The organism is Phyllobacterium sp. K27, from assembly GCF_054796155.1.
Genome location: NZ_CM139240.1, coordinates 204,264 through 222,929, shown reverse-complemented (window position 1 = coordinate 222,929; position 18,666 = coordinate 204,264). Strand labels below are relative to the sequence as shown.

The following is an 18,666-nucleotide window of genomic DNA, read 5'->3' as shown; positions in this document are numbered from 1 at the left end:
AGAATAGCTCTAATGCGCCGCTTCCCAGTTCTGTGCAGCGCGCGCGTCCACCTGTAGTGGAACGGAAAGCGAAATTGCCGGCATGGCCGCGTTTTCCATCACGTCGCGAATGACGGGAAGTGTTGCCTCCATCTCATCTTCGATAGTTTCGAAAACCAGTTCGTCATGCACTTGAAGCAGCATCCGCGCGGTGAGTTTCGCATCCTTCAAGGCTGCATCCATACGCACCATGGCACGGCGGATAATATCGGCTGCAGAGCCTTGAATTGGCGCGTTGATCGCTGCGCGCTCGTTAAAAGCCCGTAATTGCGGATTCGATGAGCGGATTTCCGGATAATGCGCCCGGCGCCCAAAAATGGTTTCGACATAACCGTGCTGACGGGCAAAGGCCTTCGTCGCTTCCATGTAATCCTTGATTCCCGGGAAGCGTTCGAAATAGGTCCGGATATATTGACTGGCTTCTTCGCGTGGAATGGATAGCTGATTGGCAAGGCCAAATGCGGAAATACCGTAGATAATGCCAAAGTTGATGGCCTTTGCGCGCCTGCGCACTTCCGAGGGCATGCCTTCTACAGGAACGCCGAACATTTCAGAGGCTGTCATGGCATGAATGTCGATGCCATCCGCGAAAGCCTGAGTTAGTTGGGGAATTTCCGCCACATGCGCAAGAACGCGCAGTTCGATCTGGCTGTAATCTGCGGAGATCAGCTTATTGCCTGGCGCGGCAATGAAGGCAGTGCGAATCTTGCGGCCTTCTGTGGTGCGCACAGGAATATTTTGCAGGTTCGGCTCCGACGATGACAGGCGTCCCGTCGAGGTTGCGGCCATGGCATAGGATGTATGAACCCGTTTGGTGTCAGGATGAATGTAGCCGGGGAGAGCGTCCGTATAGGTCGATTTCAGCTTGGTCAGCTGTCGCCAATCAACGATCTTGCGGGGTAGTTCGTGGCCTTCTGCGGCAAGATCTTCGAGAAGCTGTGCAGATGTTGACCATTGTCCCGTTTTTGTCTTGGAGCCTCCCGGCAGTCCCATTTTTCCGAACAATATATCGCCCATCTGCTTGGGAGAGCCGATATTGATCTTTTCGCCGGCAAGTTTGTAAATTTCTTCCTCGATGGCCGCCGCCGATTGCGCGAGATCACCCGACAGGCGAGACAGGATTTGCCGATCCACGGAAATGCCCCGCTCTTCCATACGTGCAAGAACCGAAATAAGAGGCCGCTCGAGCCGCTCATAAACCGAGGTAAGGCCGTCAGCCGCAAGCCGCGGCTTCAGCAACCGCCACAGCCGTAGCGTAACATCAGCAGCTTCCGCGGCGTACTCGGTGGCTCTGTCTATTTCAACTTTGTCAAATGTAAGCGTTGATTTACCAGACCCGACCAGGTCCTTGTAGACCAAAGGCTTATGGCCCAGCCATCGGTCGCTCAAGCTGTCCATGGTATGATGACCTTCGCCGGCATCAAGCACATAGGAAATGAGCATTGTGTCATCGACGGGATGAAGATCGATACCGTGACGATGCATGACCAGCCATTCATGCTTCATTGCATGGGCAATCTTGAGAACCGACGCGTCTTCAAGCATCGGTTTCAACAGGCGGAAAACCTCAGCCTCGGAAACCTGATGTTCAAGCAATCCGCCGCCCAGAAGATCGCCATCTCGCGACTTATGATTGATCGGGATATAGGCAGCCCGGCCTGGCCGCGTGGCGAGAGACAGACCCACAATTTCGCTCTGCATCGGATCGGCAGAAGTTGTCTGTGTATCGAAAGCCACGACGCCTGCCGCCATAGCTTCATCAATCCAGATTTGCAGTGAGGCAATGTCGCGAATGGTCGTGTAGGAACTACGATCAATTTTTGCTGACAATGCTTCGTCCGTGCGAGCCTTCACAAGATCAGCCGGTGTCGCGGAAACATTGGATGATGTGGGCTTGGTTGAGACGACGATCCGGTCTGATGAAGTTTCAACATTCTGGGGCGTACCAAAATCGGCGCTGTCCAGATCGGGGCCACGGGCTTCGGCAACAGCTTCAATCTTGAGATTAGCGGCTTCGATTTCGCTGGCATCCACGCCGGTGGCTTCTGCAGCGCGGCGAGTCAGAGAGTTAAACTCCATGGATTTGAGAAAGGCCACCAGCTTGGGTCCATCCTGTGGCTCCAGTCCAAAATCCTCAAGACCCACATCAATAGGTGTATCGGTTTTTAAGGTGACGAGCTGACGCGAGATCAAAGCCTGTTCGGCATACTGAATTATGTTCTCGCGACGCTTCTGCTGTTTGATTTCCCCGGCGCGCGCAAGCAACGTATCCAGATCGCCGAACTCCTCCAGCAACTGGGCTGCAGTTTTTGGCCCGATACCAGGAATGCCAGGGACATTATCTGTCGAGTCGCCGGTCAGCGCCTGCAGGTCGATCATTTTTTCGGGTGGCACACCCCACTTTTCGATCACCTCAGGAATGCCGATCTGCTTGTCCTTCATGCTGTCATACATAGACACCAGCGGTGTAACGAGTTGCATCAGATCCTTGTCTGACGAAATAATCGTTACTTCGGCTCCCACAGCTTCTGCCATCCGAGCATAAGTGGCGATGAGGTCGTCGGCCTCATAACCTTCCTTCTCGATACAAGGCAGATTGAAAGCTTTTGTTGCTTGCCGGATCAAACCAAATTGCGGGATCAAGTCTTCCGGCGGGGCAGAACGGTTTGCCTTGTACTCCGGATAGATTTCCTTGCGGAAGGTTGTCGACGAGTAATCGAAAATGACTGCGAAGTGCGTGGGCGTATCGCGCACAGACGTGTCTCGCGCTTCCCGCAACAGCTTCCACAACATGTTGCAAAAACCTGAAACCGCACCGACGGGCAGGCCATCCGACTTCCGCGTGAGTGGCGGAAGAGCGTGGTAGGCGCGGAAAATGTAGCCGGAGCCGTCGACGAGGAAGAGATGATCACCTTTTTTCATGGCTACAGAAATAAATGAACATAGCTAAAAAGGAAATGATGAGTTGTGTTGTTTCGAGTGACTCCTGTGGGCATCTGCTGGTTCACGCCTTTGTTACAAAGATGTAATCTTCTGTGCCCTTGAATTGCCACGGTTTACCCCCCAAATCCAGTTCATCGACGTTAGATCGATCACTGGTTTTCAAGGCTCGTCCCCCGCCTGACACCAGTGTAGCAACCTCCCATCCCCCTCTCCAGGGTGGTTGCAAATGAGTGTAGTAGTGATCTGGTCGCCTCTGGTCCCCCCGCCAAGGCGGCCATTTCTTTTATAGCGGTCCGCCCCGGGCACTTTTTTATGCCATTGGCTTGAAAATGCGGTAAGAAGAGCTCCCTTCACGAATCCCGGTCAATGAACTCAGGAAATATTATGTCAGCTCTTGAACCTGTCTTGAATGCGCTTGATACGAACCTCGACAAGAGTTTGGAGCGCCTTTTTGATCTGCTGAGAATCAAGTCCATTTCAACCGATCCGGCATTTAAAGCAGATTGCCGCAAGGCTGCTGAATGGCTTACTGCTGATCTGCAATCGATTGGTTTTGAAGCGAGTGTACGGGATACGCCGGGTCATCCGATGGTTGTTGCACACCATGCTGGCCCGAATGAAAATGCTCCGCATGTGCTTTTTTACGGCCACTATGATGTTCAGCCTGTCGATCCTCTCGAGTTGTGGGAAAATGACCCCTTTGATCCGGCAATCAAGGATGTGGGGAATGGTCGCAAAATCCTGACCGGCCGTGGTACATCAGATGACAAGGGTCAGTTGATGACCTTCGTCGAAGCCTGCCGTGCGTATAAAGAGGTACATGGTCAACTGCCGATAAAGGTCTCCATCCTGTTTGAAGGTGAAGAGGAATCCGGTTCGCCATCCCTCAAGCCATTCCTTGAATCGCACAAGAACGAGTTGAAAGCTGATTTTGCGCTCGTCTGCGACACCGGTATGTGGGATGCGCAGACGCCTGCTATTTCTGTTGGATTGCGCGGGTTGGTCGGGGAAGAGATCATTGTCAAAGCAGCTGATCGGGATTTGCATTCCGGCATGTTTGGCGGCGCGGCAGCAAATCCGATCCGTATCCTCACCAAGATTCTCGCTGATATTCACGATGAGAGTGGCGCTGTAACTATTCCAGGCTTTTACGATGGCGTTGAAGAAACACCGACGCAAATATTGCAGATGTGGGAAGGGCTTGATGCCACGCCGGAAAACTTTCTTGGCCCGGTAGGCCTATCGGTGCCGTCAGGGGAAAAAGGCCGATCGATTCTCGAACTGATATGGGCGCGTCCGACAGCTGAATTCAATGGCATAATTGGCGGTTATACAGGCCAGGGCTTCAAGACCGTCATTGCGGCGCAAGCCTCTGCAAAAGTATCATTCCGCTTGGTTCACAAGCAGAACCCCGCAAAAATCCGGGAGGCTTTCCGTGCCTTTGTTCGCTCGCGCATTCCTGCCGATTGCACGATCGAGTTCCACGAGCATGGTGGCTCTCCCGCCATTCAGCTTTCCTATGAATCGCCGCTGCTTTCCAAGGCAAAGAATGCCCTGAGTGATGAATGGCCAAACCCGGCAGTGCTGATTGCAATGGGGGGCTCAATTCCTATTGTTGGTGATTTCCAGAATATGCTCGGCATGGAATCTCTGCTTGTAGGCTACGGCCTCGAAGATGACCGGATTCATTCTCCGAATGAGAAATATGAATTGAATTCATTCCATAAAGGCCAGCGATCCTGGGCGCGCATTCTCGACGCCCTCGCGAAGTAAACAGGAAAATAATATGACCATTCGCTTTCACCGCAATGACCTACCGGACCTGAGCAATTATCAGGTTGATGCGGTTGCCATCGATACCGAAACGCTTGGCCTTAACCCGCATCGTGACCGGCTTTGTGTTGTTCAAATTTCACCTGGTGACGGTACTGCGGATGTTATCCAGATTGACAGGGGCCAGACAGTCGCCCCCAATCTGGTGAAACTGCTTGGCGACAATGCAATCACCAAGATTTTTCACTTCGGACGTTTCGACCTTGCAGTTCTATTTCATACATTCGGCATTGTGCCGAAACCTGTTTTCTGCACGAAGATCGCATCCCGGCTGATACGTACCTATACTGATCGCCATGGGTTGAAAGAGATTTGCAGTGAACTGCTGGAAATCAACCTTTCCAAACAACAGCAATCTTCAGATTGGGGTGCACCAAACCTTAGCCAGGCCCAGCTTGAATATGCTGCATCCGACGTTCTTTACCTGCACCGCCTGCGGGCCATTCTCCAGCAGCGTCTGGAGCGTGATGGGCGAGCAGAAGAGGCGATGGCTTGCTTCGAATTTCTGCCCACGCGTTCCAAACTGGATCTAATGGGATGGGACGAGCAGGACATATTTGCCCATAGCTGAGTTATCCTGCAGCTGAGGTCTGAGCTGTCTCGCTGCGTGGGGCGCGATCTATATGCGCCCACGCCGGACGTTTGAACAGGAACGCGCCATATCCGGTGATATGAATGAGGCCGTAGAGAATAACCGGGCCGACAACACCGCTTATTACCGTGAGCAGGGAAATCGTGCCAATATCAGTGATGGTTCCGCTTTTAAGCAATACAGTGCGAGCGACTGCCATAGGCAGAAAGAAGGCGAGGTACACCACGATTGAGTGAGCACCAAGCCAGCGTAGCGGCACGGTCACGAGCTTCGACGGTAGGCCTACGATTAGAGCTGAAGTTGAAACAATAGCCAGTGCTCCAGCAAAACCCGCGATCAGCGAGATAATTGGAACCGTTGCCCAACCACCAAGACCACCGGACATATAGCTCTCCTGAGGTATCCATGCATTGAATGGTGCTGTTGCGGGGTGAAAAACCAGCCAACCGTTTAAGACCGCCCATATGCCCAGTATGATTGCAGCAATAGCGGGTCTAGCCCGTAATTGCTCTGCCAGCTTGAAGATCGCCGGAGCGAATGCATATCCTGCAAAAAAATATACGTATCGGCTGCAAAACTCGTCAATAGCAAGCCATCCCGTATGGATCGGCAGGGTTTCCAAAAGTGCTGATGCTGCAAAGACCAGCCAGACATTCGTCGTCTTCAGCAATCGGGTAACAATGAAGAAGACCGGCAAAAGATATATGAACCAAAGTGTGCCAAATGGTTGCACAAATGCGAGAAAATAAGCCGACACTGCATTTGCCGCCCCGTTTTCCGCTATTATTCCCGGTGCCTTGAACACAAATTGGATGGTTAGCCAAAGCACGTAGAAATAAACAAAATGCACCACTTTCCGATCAATGTAGCGGAGCCACGAGCGATTGATCACAACGCTGAGGAACAGTCCCGAAATCAAAAAGAAGTCTGGCATCCGGAATGGCTGGGCAAATGCTACGACGGGATGCATCCATCCTTGCGCACCGATCTCATCCTCGACACCCAGAACAGAATGCATCATCACCACAAAAATGATGCAGATGCCCTTGGCAATGTCTACCCAGTCTATCCGCACCTTTTCCATCGGACTCATTCGTCATACTCCACCATACCGCTCGCCTTTCATACGCGAAGACTGAGAACAGGAAGTAAATTCGGGTGCTGTCGATGATGCAATGAGGAAAAAGCCCACAAAACAAAAAAGCCGGGCAAGAGCCCGGCGAATTGTGAACGCTAATGCGTCCAGAGGGGAACACGCAACGAGCGAAAAATGGGAGGAGAACCGCTCGTTACGCAAGGATTAAAATATAGCTGGTAAAGGAAATTTTCAAGGGCTTGCAAATAATAATCTTTTGCTATCCGGCAGGGGCAGATTGCTTTTCAAATTCCTGCATATCCTTGCACACTCCATGGCCTCGCAACTGGCAACCGCCAAGCCGGTACTGCGCTTCGGAATCGGGGGAGGGGCTGAGCCGTTTGATCGCACCGCCACCGCCACAGCCGCTAATTCCAATCACAAGAATCGTAAGTATAAGACAGCGCATTAAATCATTCCCGATGTGAAACGAAAGTTTAACGTCACCAGACGGATTTCTCAACCGTCGTCAGGCCATCATAATAGGGGACGAAATCGTCCTAAAGACGGCTTTTCCAGCAAGCGGGCAAGGTTTTCAAGTTGATCCATCGAACCGGCAAGAGTGAAGCGCTGGTATAGCCAGGGTTCGACTTCGTAAGGTGAGGCTTCAAACAGAGCAATCTTGTTAGATAGAGCTTGCGCATCGCCTGTCGGGACAAGCCATTGTGCGTAGGAGCTTGTGAGAATCTCTGCCGGACCATAGGGACAATCGGTGGATATAACAGGTGTTCCCGAAATGAGACTCTCCACCAGCACATTGGGAAAGCCCTCAAAATCGGATGAAAGCAGCAAGGCTTCAGCGCCAGCCATATAGGCGAATGGATTGTCGCGAAAGCTAAGTGCAACCACCCGGCTCTCCAACGCATATTGCCGCGCGAGGTTCATTGCTTCATCGGGCTTATCAGTCAAAAGCAAAAGCCCACGTGTTGATCCGCTGCGCTTCAACGCTTCAAATAACACGTCATGGCGCTTGGCCGTAGCAAATCGACCAACATGAATATAGTACGGTTTGGCGGGTAAATCGGAAGGCTTTTCCACTGCCAGTCTGCGTATGAGCTCAACATCGTAGCCATTGTGTACAAGCGTTGCTCTCGACGGAATGGCATCCAGTTTCACAAGATCATCAATGACACCTTGCGACACTCCGATGATTGGTTTTTCGTGATATATCCTGCGTAACAGTCGCGCCCGTCGCTGTCTTTTGCGCTTATTAGCTACACCGGCAACAAGCTCGGACGTGGCAATGTGGATCCAGTGATGGACGTTGATGAGTCCTGCTCTGGCCACAACCCGGTCAGCCGGGGTTAGCGAGGAAGAAACAAAGTCGAATGGTTGGATGTTTGAGGATTGCTTGAACCACTGCCGCAGGCGCAATGCAGATTTGACCTGCTGGATTAATCCACTTAGCCGGGCAGCTGAGCGATCCAAAACCTCAAATGTCACGCCAGCAGGAATGGTTCTTGTTTCCCCATCCACGAGTGCCAGAATGGTGACAGAGTGACCACGGCGCGCCAGCTCCCCTGCATAACGGAGCCGCGAATAGGTGACGCCGTTCGGCCCGAGATCTGCAATAATGAACAGGAAGCGCATGGTTGTCATTCCTATTGGAGTGTCACGATCGTAGGAAAAGCCCCAGCTCGGCAAATTGACGGGAATCGCGGAACGCTACGGAGTCCGGCCCGGTCAATCTCACATTTTCTTCGCTACCGAGTACCTCAACCACGTTTTTATAGACGTGCGAGCCACCATAATATTGCCCGTCAGCAACAGCGGACTGCGCAAACAACAAGGCATCACTGAAAAATTTGAAATGCAACAACGAACCGCAGACAGGAGAAAAATTACGATAGAATGGCAGTGGTTTATGAATACTGGAAGCAAATGCCATCGTCGTTTCCACATACAGAAGCGGGTATTTCATCAGCTCAACATGTTCGTTGAGAATGCGCCCGCGGGGGCCGCCGGTCAACGACACGAAACGGTTGTTCACACTCATGCAATAGCCGGACGCATCAAACATATTCGCGACTTTCCAGGGCATGATACCGCTGGAGCCATCGAATATTGCCGATGACAGTGGACCCGGTGGGTAAAAGTCAATCATGGGCGCGGGACAATGCTTAATGCCCTTTGCCTCAAGCTGTGCAATGAGCTCCGATAGAGGTTTTTCTTCGCAATTGTCATAAATGAAGTACTCGTCGCAATCGACATTCAAGTACCAGCGATGGATGCCATATAGTTTCAGAAGTTCATGTCTCCAGAGCTTCCCCCGGTCAGCTTCCTTGTAGCGTACGGGGGACTCAAACAGATCCACATCGGCTTGTTGCAGCAATATGTCCCGCGTTGAATCTGACGAATGGTCGTCAATACATAGAAAGCGGGTTACGCCGATTTTACGATAGTGAGACAAAAACGATGGCAGGAAACTTGCGCTGTTGCGCGTCAGGAAAATGAGTGGAATGTCGGTTTTCTGTAACGGGCGCATTCCAGAACCGAGAGGCAATATGGCGGCGACATGATTTTTCCGGCGTTTCAGCCGCGTCTCGATCCGCCACGAATCCAGGCGGCTCATCAGCCTTTGAAAAAGACTCCGTTTGATTGCTGGTGAGCCCTTATCGGGAAATGCCAATTTCGTTTCTGACAATGTGAAAAGCGTGTCCGGTTGCGATAATGAGTTTTATGCCAGCACGTAAAGACCATGCGCATATGCGCCGACCAATACCAACATAAAAATACTTATAATCAAGGCATTAATACCGTTCTTATGGTCACTGTGGCGAGAATGTTGATAGCAAAGACCCGCTGCCGTAACCATTAATGCAAGATAGCTTGCGCTTTCCGCGATCTCTTCTTTTATCTGCATGGAAACTGTGCCGTGCTGTGAATCACAATAGGCGCCGATGAGCAAAAAAGCTGCCGCAACGTAGAACGGCCAAGCAGACTTGCTGAAAACAAACCGCGCAATTTCGCCAACTGTGCGCCAACGAAATGTCAGATAAACACACGCAACGGCAATTATTATAATTGCTTCGTGAATACGGAATACTTTGCTGTTCATATAGGTCGTTATTGGTCCCACGCGGTCAACTTCAAGTTCACGCAGAAAAAAAACGATACAAAGCACAGCCATTCCGACCGAAAACATTCGACCAGCCTTATGCTGGAGCAACCCCGCGATAAAGAACAGGGCAGTCGCACCGGCAATATAAGCCAGCTGGAAAGTTTCAATCGCGCCTGATTCGTCCAGCGAAACGGAAACGTCGAGCGGGTCGATTGTAAATGCGAAATAACCGATGTTGATGACGAGTGCTGCGAGGAAAAGCAGCGCGAAACCCGTTGTGAACTTTGCCTGTTCCATGTCACGGACCTTATAAGACAGCTAAGCGCCGAGACCTAAAGGAAGCCGCCCACTATCGCAAGCCCCTAACGTTCTGGTTGAGAGAAGTTGTAAAAGATGAGCTAACCAAGTTGAAGCTGATACTCGTGTAACCCAGCGGCAGTTGCCCAACTCCGCCAATGATCTTGGCCGGTTCAACGTTGTTTGATTGGTTAAAAGAGTTTAACATTTCTGACGCTTAACCGCACTTTAAATCGCCGCATTTACTCTGCAACGCGTGGCTATCACTCCAGATGGCACAACGGGGCGGAATTTATACTCAATGGCACCACGCGACAAAGGCAGGCAGCGCATCGAACCCGGCTTTGGCTCCGGTCGGAGTTCAAGCGACGACATGCGTGCAGATCCGGAGGACAGGCCCGTGGCGAAACGTAAGACGAGTGCGCGCAAAGCCTCAAAGTCCAAACGTGGCGGTTCGCGCCGTAACAAAAGCAGCGGTGGATTTATCGGATTGATGCGCCGCATTGTATATTGGTCGTTCGTTTTATGCATTTGGGGCGGGATAGGTCTGGCGGGCACGGTTCTTTATTTCGCCGCCAAGATGCCTCAGACCACCACGTGGGCTATTCCCGACCGGGCACCCAACGTCAGGATCGTTTCTGTGGAAGGTGACTTGATCGCCAATCGCGGTGCTTCAGGCGGTGAAGCGCTCGGACTGCATGATATGTCACCTTACATACCAGAAGCGGTCATTGCCATTGAAGATCGCAGATTCTATTCGCATTTCGGCGTCGACCCAATTGGTTTTGCCCGGGCGATGGTAACCAATGTGATGTCCGGTCGTCTGGTACAGGGGGGCTCGACGATCACCCAGCAGCTGGCCAAAAATCTTTTCCTGTCGCCTGACCGCACCATTGAACGCAAGGTGCAAGAGGTATTGTTGGCGCTATGGCTGGAGCAGAAATATACCAAGACGCAGATTCTGGAGATGTACCTTAACCGGGTTTATCTGGGGTCTGGCTCCTATGGCGTAGCGGCGGCCTCGCACCGGTACTTCAACAAATCAGCCAAAGAAGTGACCTTGCCGGAAGCCGCGTTGCTTGCGGGCTTGCTCAAAGCGCCTTCGCGTTTGTCACCTGCGCGTGATCCAAAAGCTGCTCGGGCGCGCTCACAATTGGTGCTCGCAGCAATGCGTGAGCAGGGCATGATCGGCGTTGATGAACTGGATGTAGCAATGAAGCAACCAACAATGCGTGCTGCTTCCTATTGGTCAGGGTCCGAGCAGTATGTTGCCGACCGTGTCATGGAGGAGCTACCCAATCTTATCGGCGAAATACCAAACGATATAGTGGTCGACACCACTGTCGATCTTGGCCTGCAGAAGCTGGGAGAAGCGTCGATCCGCGATCTTATCAGTAAAAATGGCGAGAAGCTGAATGTTTCGCAAGGCGCGCTGGTCTCCGTCGATGGAACAGGCGCTGTGCGCGCGCTCATCGGTGGCTATGATTACGCCAACAGCCAGTTTGACCGGGCCAGCGAGGCGAGGCGCCAACCAGGATCAGCCTTCAAGCCTTTCGTTTATCTTTCGGCTCTGGAAAATGGGCTTACGCCGGAATCTATTCGTAACGATGCGCCGATCCGCATCGGCAAATGGACACCAGGAAATTACAACGGAAAGTATTTCGGTAAAGTGACGTTGGCCGAAGCGTTGGCCCGCTCTCTTAATTCTGTGTCGGCGCAGCTTGTCATGGAAGTGGGACCGGCAGCGGTTGTATCGACCGCTCATCGCCTCGGCATTGATTCCAGTCTTACCACAAATGCATCGTTAGCGCTCGGCACATCAGAAGTGACCCTGCTGGAATTGACAGACTCCTTTGTTCCCTTTGCAAACGGGGGGTATAAAGCGCCCGTCCACATCATTCGCCGTATCACCACAAACAGCGGTAAGCTGCTTTTTGAGTATAAGGGGCCGACACCGGATCGCGTTGTGAGCCCGCGCAATCTTAGCATGATGAATGCCATGTTGAGCCAGACCATCGAGACGGGCACTGCAACCAAGGCAAAGTTTGGCTGGCCGGCAGCAGGGAAGACTGGCACCAGCCAGAATTTCCGCGACGCCTGGTTTATTGGCTATACGTCCAATCTGACAACTGGCGTATGGTTCGGCAATGACAATGGCAAACCGACGAAGAAGATCACCGGCGGATCGCTGCCGGCAATCGCCTGGAAAGATTTCATGGTGGCAGCTCACAAAGGTGTTCCCGTGGCGCCACTTCCAGGAGACTATCGCCTCGATAAATTGATCGAAGAGGGCAATGACATCTTGCCGGATTCAGGTGTCGATCCGTCGGCTCCGACAGCGCAACTTGATCCAGGTGGGCAGACTGGACTTGGCGACCAGACCGGATCAACGAGGCCCATTCCACCGGGAAACGTTGGTGAAAACGGTCAGACAGGCCGCAAGACAACGTTATTTGACCTCATCATGGGCAATTGAACGGTCTACGATGTGATGTTCTGCCTCTTAGAGAATTAACTGGTTAGCGTCCGTTTCACGGCGATTTTCCATCCGGCAATCTTGGCCTTGCGGGTCTTCTCATCCATTTTAGGCGTAAAGCGCGTGTCTCTTTCCCATGTCTTGGAAAATTCGCGGCGGTTTGGCCAGATCCCCGCCTTGGAGCCAGCAAGCCATGCCGCACCAAGCGCTGTTGTTTCAAGAATGGTGGGTCGATCCACAGGCGCATCAAGAATGTCGGCGAGGCGTTGCATGGTCCAGTCTGAGGCAACCATACCACCATCGACGCGCAGCACAGTCTTCGTGTCGGAGGACTTCCAGTCCTTGCGCATGGCGTCAAGCAGATCTCGCGTCTGGTAGGCGACAGATTCCAGTGCGGCCCTTGCAAACTCAGCCGGGCCTGAATTTCGAGTCAGTCCATATATTGCGCCGCGCGCTTCTGCATCCCAATGCGGGGCCCCTAAGCCAACAAAAGCAGGCACGAGATAAACGTTCTGGCTCGGGTCCGCCTGATCAGCCAATTTGCCGGTTTCAGGGGCGGATCCGATGATCTTCAGCCCATCCCGCAGCCATTGCACTGCCGCACCCGCAATGAAGATCGAACCTTCCAGTGCGTAGGTCGTCTTGCCGTTGAGACGGTAGGCGATGGTTGTCAGAAGTCGGTTTTTGGAAAGAACCATATCGCTGCCCGTATTGAGCAGGGCAAAGCAGCCCGTACCATAGGTGGACTTGAACATGCCTGGTTCAAAACAGGCTTGCCCAATGGTCGCTGCATGCTGGTCACCCGCAACACCGAGAATGGGAATTGTTGCGCCAAGCAAGGATGCTTCCGCTGAACCGAAATTTGCCGCACAATCCTTGACTTCGGGCAGCATTGCACGAGGAACGCGAAGAATTTCAAGTAGCTCGTCATCCCACTCATTCGTCGCAATGTTGAAAAGCAGCGTGCGTGAGGCATTGGTGGCATCGGTCGCGTGAACCTTGCCGCCAGTCAGGCGCCAGATCAGAAAACTGTCGATTGTACCGAAAAGCAGTTCACCATTGGCTGCACGCTTGCGAGCGCCGGGCACTTTATCCAAGATCCAGGAAAGTTTGGTGCCAGAGAAATAGGGGTCGAGCAGCAAACCCGTTTTCCGGGTAAATTTCTTTTCCAGCCCTTGCTTCTTTAACTTTTGGCAAAGGGAAGCGGTTCGACGATCCTGCCAAACTATAGCGTTATGTATGGGTTTGCCCGTTGCCTTTTCCCAGACAATCACCGTTTCGCGCTGGTTGGTTATGCCTATTGCTGCAACGTCACCCGCTTGAATTTTTGCATTCTCGATTGCCACTTCACATGTGGCCAGAACAGACTGCCAAATCTCGTCAGGATCATGCTCAACCCAACCGGACTGCGGATATATCTGCGTGAACTCTTGTTGGCTTTTGCCTACAACCTTCCTGCTCTTATCAAAAATAATCGCGCGGCTTGATGTCGTGCCTTGATCAATAGCCAGTATATATCCGTTCATGCTTCCTCCCGCAGTTTTGTTCGACGTTATTGATTTAGGCCAACACTATCAATAACGGAGCGAATGTTATGCCTCGATATTCAATTGCTGATCGGCTATGGCTTCTCCAACGGAGAATTTTTCATGAGTGACAAAGAACCTCGCAAGGTCCTCGTACTGACAGGCGCAAGCCGTGGTATCGGCCACGCAACTGTTAAGCGCTTCTCGCGTGCAGGTTGGCGCGTGATTACCTGCTCTCGCCAAAGTTTTGATGACAACTGTCCTTGGCCTGCCGGTCCGGACGATCATATCAAAGTTGATCTGGCCGATCCTGCAGACGTTGATCATGCGGTTCTGGAAATCAGGCAGCGGCTTAAGGTTGAAGGCGGGATGCTGAACGCACTCGTTAATAATGCGGGTATTTCACCGAAGAATGCCTCGGGGAATCGTCTCGATTCCATTGAAACGCCGATGCAGACTTGGATGAGCGTGTTTCAAGTGAATTTCTTTGCCCCAATCATGTTGGCGCGTGGCCTGTTCAACGAACTGGAAGCTGCAAAAGGCTCTGTGGTGAATGTGACATCAATTGCAGGTAGTCGCGTACACCCATTTGCAGGAACAGCCTATGCAACATCCAAGGCAGCATTGGCTTCATTGACCCGCGAAATGGCATCGGACTTTGGTCCCCACGGTATCCGGGTCAACGCCATTGCCCCGGGCGAGATTGATACAGCGATTCTCTCTCCCGGGACTGACAAACTGGTAGAACATTTGCCGCTGCGCAGACTTGGTAAAACGGCTGAAGTCGCCGAGACGATCTTCTTTCTCTGTTCCGAGGCATCGTCTTATGTGACCGGCTCGGAAATACACATCAATGGCGGTCAACACGTCTGAGATAAAGTTGGAATAAGTTCTCAACTGAGAACTTATTCCTATTTGATAGCTTTGCCTAAATTGGCTTAAACGTAGCGATTGACGACATTTTCCAGATATTCCTGGCGGCCAGAGCGAGGTTGCGGCTGCAATCCTGCCTTTTCAACATTCTTTGCAATTTCCTCAAGCGAAAGCTTGCCTGAAAGCATTTGTTGCGCTTCCGGGTTTGACCAGCCGGCATAACGCTCATCGACAAATCCTGTCAGAACCTTGTCTTCGATCATCTTCGCAGCTGCCTTGAGCCCACGAGCGCAAGTATCCATGCCGCCAATATGGGCGATCAGCAAATCCTGCGGATCAAGGGACTGGCGCCGCAACTTGGAATCGAAATTCGTGCCGCCGGAAGTAAATCCACCGGCTTTCAGAATCTCGTAATATGCCAGTGCAACTTCCGGAACATTGTTCGGGAACTGGTCAGTATCCCAGCCGGACTGATAGTCATTGCGGTTCATATCGATCGAACCGAAGATACCCAGAGCCGTGGCAGTTGCAAGCTCGTGCTCAAACGAGTGGCCGGCAAGAATGGCATGTCCCTGCTCAAGATTGACTTTCACTTCGTTTTCGAGACCGAAGCGCTTGAGGAAACCGTAGACAGTTGCCGCGTCATAATCATACTGATGTTTTGTCGGCTCTTGCGGTTTTGGTTCAATAAGGATGGCGCCTTTGAATCCAATTTTATGCTTGTAATCGACAACCAGGCTCAGGAAACGTCCCATCTGGTCAAGCTCGCGCTTCATATCGGTGTTCAACAGCGTTTCGTAGCCCTCGCGACCGCCCCAAAGAACGTAGTTTTCGCCTTTGAGTTTCTGCGTAACGTCAATGCAGGTTTTCACCGTGGCGGCGGCATAGGCAAATACGTCTGGATCCGGATTAGTTGCTGCGCCTGACATATAACGGCGGTTGGAGAAAAGGTTGGCAGTGCCCCAGAGCAGCTTTGTTCCTGTCTTTTCCATCTTTGCGGAGAAATAGTCCGCTATTTCATGTAGCCGCTTGTTGCTTTCTGCAAGCGTATCGCCTTCCGGACGGACATCGGCATCATGGAAACAAAAATAGGGCGCACCGAGAATCGAGAACATGTCGAAGGCAACATCTGCCTTTAGCTTGGCCCCCTCCATGGTTTCATTAAACCACGGACGCTCGAATGTCTGACCACCAAACGGATCACCGCCCGGCCAGACAAAGGAATGCCAATAGGCAACCGCAAAGCGCAAGTGATCCTCAAGACGCTTTCCCAAGATCACTTCATCCGGATTGTAGAAGCGATAGGCTAGTGGATTGGTACTGTCCGGCCCCTCATATTTGACTGGTTTAACGTCGCCGAAAAATCCGCTGTTCATGACTGAACTCCTTTTAATGCTGGATAGAGATTATGATAATGATGATAGGCCGCATCGAATTGCGCGGTCAGTTTGGTTTCGGGCTCGATGGTCGAATCGGTTGTGGGCGCGATGCAAATCTCGCGTGGGTCGGCTCGTTCAGCGGCGATTAATCCAAGACGTGCTGCACCGAAAGCAGCTCCAAAATCACCATCTGCGGGCACATCGACTGGGATGTTCAGTGCTGTCGCTATGGTTTTGAGCCAATAGGTCGAGCGTGAGCCGCCGCCGACGGCCGTGACGCGTTCAAGCCTGGTTCCTGCAGCCGCCAATGCACGCAAACAATCGCGAAACGCGAAAGCCACGCCTTCCAAAACGGCTTGCGTTAACGCTGCGCGGTCACTTGCATGTTCCAACCCGTAGAATGCACCGCGGATTGAGGAGTCATTGAGTGGAGTGCGCTCACCAGACAGATAGGGAAGGAAAGTGACCCCCGATGGTTCTCGTAAATCCGTTCCGAGTTCTGCGGTGAGTTCGGCTGCATTGCGCGAGGTTATCCCCGCATACCAGTTCAAGGCATCGGTAGCCGATAGGATGACCCCCATCTGATGCCATGTATTGGGCAGCGCATGGCAGAATGTGTGCACAGCACTTTCCGGATTGGGCAAATAGGCATTGTTTGCCGCGAAAAGCACACCGGAGGTGCCCAAAGAGATGAATGCATGGCCTTCGCCAACCGTTCCCATTCCACAGGCTGATGCTGCGTTGTCTCCGGCTCCGCCAGCAACGACGACATTGCGCTCCATTCCCCAACGTGAGGCAATGTCGGGCTTTAATGTGCCGGATACCTCTGTACCTTCCACGAGCGACGGCATGTGATCGAGGCTTAGTTCTGTTGCGGCCAGTAGTTCTGGCGACCAGGCGCGCTTGCCGACATCGAGCCAAGATGTGCCCGCAGCGTCCGACATTTCTGAAACATATTCTCCAGTCAACCAAAGCCGCAGATAGTCTTTCGGCAAAAGAATATGACGGGTTTTGCCGAAGATTTCAGGCTCGTTGTTTCGCACCCAAGCCACTTTTGGCGCGGTGAATCCGGGGAAAACAATATTGCCTGTAAGCGCTCTGAACCTTGGATCGGCATCAAGTTCACTTGCCTCTTTATGGCTCCTTGTATCATTCCAAAGCATACAAGGACGTAACACCTGACCATGGCCATCAAGCAGGGTTGCGCCATGCATTTGACCCGAAAGGCCGATACCTCTTACCGCAGCAAGTTCCTTGCCATGGCTGACGCGAAGTTCTTGGACAGCAGCTTCCGTTGCTTTGATCCACTGTTCAGGGTCTTGCTCCGACCAGCCAGAATGAGGTCGCCTGACCTCTAGCGATCCATTGCCGGAAGCTATGATCCGTTGTTCACCGTCAATCAATAACGCCTTGACACCTGATGTGCCGAGATCGAGACCGAGATACATGAGATTTCTCCTGAACTATGCTGAAACTGCCCGTTTGAGCGGGGCATCGCCGGGGGCAAAGATTTGCGTATCGAGATGAAGCAGGGACGTCATCATACATCCCTGCAAAATAAGCGGGTGTTCATCCGGATAGCAGCGAATATTGAGATCTTCGGTCGCTCCCCAGCCAGATGTCCCTGAAATGATGGCACGCAAGTCCTTTTCAAGAAGATCGAAAACACCTGCACCAGGGCCAACCAGCGCAACGGGAACAGGATCAATTAAAGAAAAAAGACTACGTAGCCCTGAACCGATTGCCTGTCCTGCCTTGGCGAACGCTGCACGCTCTTTACCATCCTTTGCCCTCGCAATGTCGGCAACTTTGTTGAATTTCACCGCATCAACGCCCTGTATGGGCTGTGTTTTTTCGTCTTCCCCGGCGATATTTCTCAAGATGGCATAGTCACTGGCATAGGCTTCAATACATCCGTGCCGTCCACACCGGCAGAGCGCTCCGTTGGGGACGTGTAACATATGCCCAAATTCTGATGCGGAGGAGTAGGCGCCAACAAAGGGTTTTCCTTTGAGATAAAGCCCCATACCGATACCGTGAGAAAGCAAAATAGCGGCAAAATCTTCGGTGTAATTCTGGGGATCGATCCACCGCAGAGCTTCGGCTATCATGTTGCAATCATTGGTAACGGCTACGTCCACCGCGTAACGTCGCGAAAGGGCATCACCAAACGCAATATTGTTATCAAGCGTAATCGGAGACCAAAGCATCGCAGAGCTTGCAGCATCTGTTACGCCCTGCACACCCATTGAAATGTGGAGAAGGGGACCCGCATTCTTCGGACTGTTTTCGATTAACTCATCAAGCATTGACGAGACTGCTGCTATCAACTCCTCGGCAGTCGCTTCCAAAGTAGGTAAATGACGAAACTGTTCTGCGGTAACTTGCCCGGTGTAATCGAACAAGACAGTATGAATGAGGTTGAGCGCGAGTTCCACGGTCGCGACTGTTGCGACCTCAGGGTTTAAAGCCAATGCTATCTGGGGGCGTCCCCGCCTGGTCTCCGCTGGGT

At 52.3% G+C, this 18,666-nt stretch carries 13 protein-coding genes; 4 read left to right on the top strand and 9 right to left on the bottom strand.

The features are described from left to right. Window positions 1–9: 9 nt before the first annotated feature. Window positions 10–2,961 (bottom strand): DNA polymerase I, encoded by a 2,952-nt coding sequence (polA, locus tag ACYJL1_RS01060; RefSeq protein WP_460896623.1) that lies wholly within the window; start codon window positions 2,959–2,961, stop codon window positions 10–12. A gap of 405 nt (window positions 2,962–3,366) precedes the next feature. Between polA and ACYJL1_RS01055 the strand changes: the two genes are divergently transcribed. Further along, window positions 3,367–4,755 (top strand): M20/M25/M40 family metallo-hydrolase, encoded by a 1,389-nt coding sequence (locus ACYJL1_RS01055; RefSeq protein ID WP_460896622.1) that lies wholly within the window; start codon window positions 3,367–3,369, stop codon window positions 4,753–4,755. A 13-nt stretch (window positions 4,756–4,768) separates the two neighbouring features. After that, entirely contained in the window at window positions 4,769–5,386 is a 618-nt protein-coding gene (locus ACYJL1_RS01050; protein ID WP_460896621.1) for a ribonuclease D, read from the top strand. A gap of 1 nt (window position 5,387) precedes the next feature. On the opposite strand, the gene ACYJL1_RS01045 is transcribed toward ACYJL1_RS01050, so the two are convergent. The 4 genes from ACYJL1_RS01045 to ACYJL1_RS01030 form a co-directional block, all read right to left on the bottom strand. Next, complete coding sequence (locus tag ACYJL1_RS01045; protein WP_460896620.1) at window positions 5,388–6,500, bottom strand: acyltransferase family protein; 1,113 nt, start codon at window positions 6,498–6,500, stop codon at window positions 5,388–5,390. 519 nt (window positions 6,501–7,019) lie between these two features. Continuing rightward, on the bottom strand, window positions 7,020–8,132 hold the full coding sequence (locus tag ACYJL1_RS01040) for a glycosyltransferase (protein ID WP_460896619.1): 1,113 nt from the start codon (window positions 8,130–8,132) through the stop codon (window positions 7,020–7,022). A 22-nt stretch (window positions 8,133–8,154) separates the two neighbouring features. Next, on the bottom strand, window positions 8,155–9,114 hold the full coding sequence (locus tag ACYJL1_RS01035; RefSeq protein ID WP_460896618.1) for a glycosyltransferase family 2 protein: 960 nt from the start codon (window positions 9,112–9,114) through the stop codon (window positions 8,155–8,157). Between the two features lie 105 nt (window positions 9,115–9,219). Further along, window positions 9,220–9,900: a hypothetical protein gene (locus ACYJL1_RS01030; RefSeq protein ID WP_460896617.1), complete on the bottom strand. Its 681-nt coding sequence runs from the start codon at window positions 9,898–9,900 to the stop codon at window positions 9,220–9,222. 301 nt (window positions 9,901–10,201) lie between these two features. Between ACYJL1_RS01030 and ACYJL1_RS01025 the strand changes: the two genes are divergently transcribed. Continuing rightward, window positions 10,202–12,376 carry a transglycosylase domain-containing protein gene (locus ACYJL1_RS01025; protein ID WP_460896616.1) on the top strand — a complete coding sequence of 725 codons (2,175 nt, stop codon included), beginning with the start codon at window positions 10,202–10,204 and terminating at the stop codon, window positions 12,374–12,376. Window positions 12,377–12,411: 35 nt separating this feature from the next. Here ACYJL1_RS01025 and glpK read toward each other — a convergent pair whose 3' ends face one another. Next, window positions 12,412–13,902 carry a glycerol kinase GlpK gene (gene glpK / locus ACYJL1_RS01020; protein ID WP_460896615.1) on the bottom strand — a complete coding sequence of 497 codons (1,491 nt, stop codon included), beginning with the start codon at window positions 13,900–13,902 and terminating at the stop codon, window positions 12,412–12,414. A 123-nt stretch (window positions 13,903–14,025) separates the two neighbouring features. Here glpK and ACYJL1_RS01015 point away from each other — a divergent pair, with 123 nt between their 5' ends. After that, window positions 14,026–14,775, top strand: coding sequence for an SDR family NAD(P)-dependent oxidoreductase (locus tag ACYJL1_RS01015; protein WP_460896614.1), 750 nt, complete (start codon window positions 14,026–14,028; stop codon window positions 14,773–14,775). A 65-nt stretch (window positions 14,776–14,840) separates the two neighbouring features. Here the strand turns inward: ACYJL1_RS01015 and xylA are convergent, their stop codons facing one another. Genes xylA through ACYJL1_RS01000 form a run of 3 tightly spaced genes read right to left on the bottom strand, consistent with a single transcriptional unit; the run spans window position 14,841 to window position 18,592 of the window. Next, on the bottom strand, window positions 14,841–16,151 hold the full coding sequence (gene xylA / locus ACYJL1_RS01010; RefSeq protein WP_460896613.1) for a xylose isomerase: 1,311 nt from the start codon (window positions 16,149–16,151) through the stop codon (window positions 14,841–14,843). After that, window positions 16,148–17,602 carry a xylulokinase gene (gene xylB, locus ACYJL1_RS01005; RefSeq protein WP_460896612.1) on the bottom strand — a complete coding sequence of 485 codons (1,455 nt, stop codon included), beginning with the start codon at window positions 17,600–17,602 and terminating at the stop codon, window positions 16,148–16,150. Before xylB ends, xylA begins: the two co-directional genes overlap by 4 nt. Before the next feature lie 15 nt (window positions 17,603–17,617). Further along, entirely contained in the window at window positions 17,618–18,592 is a 975-nt protein-coding gene (locus ACYJL1_RS01000; RefSeq protein ID WP_460897895.1) for an ROK family protein, read from the bottom strand. Window positions 18,593–18,666 lie beyond the last annotated feature (74 nt).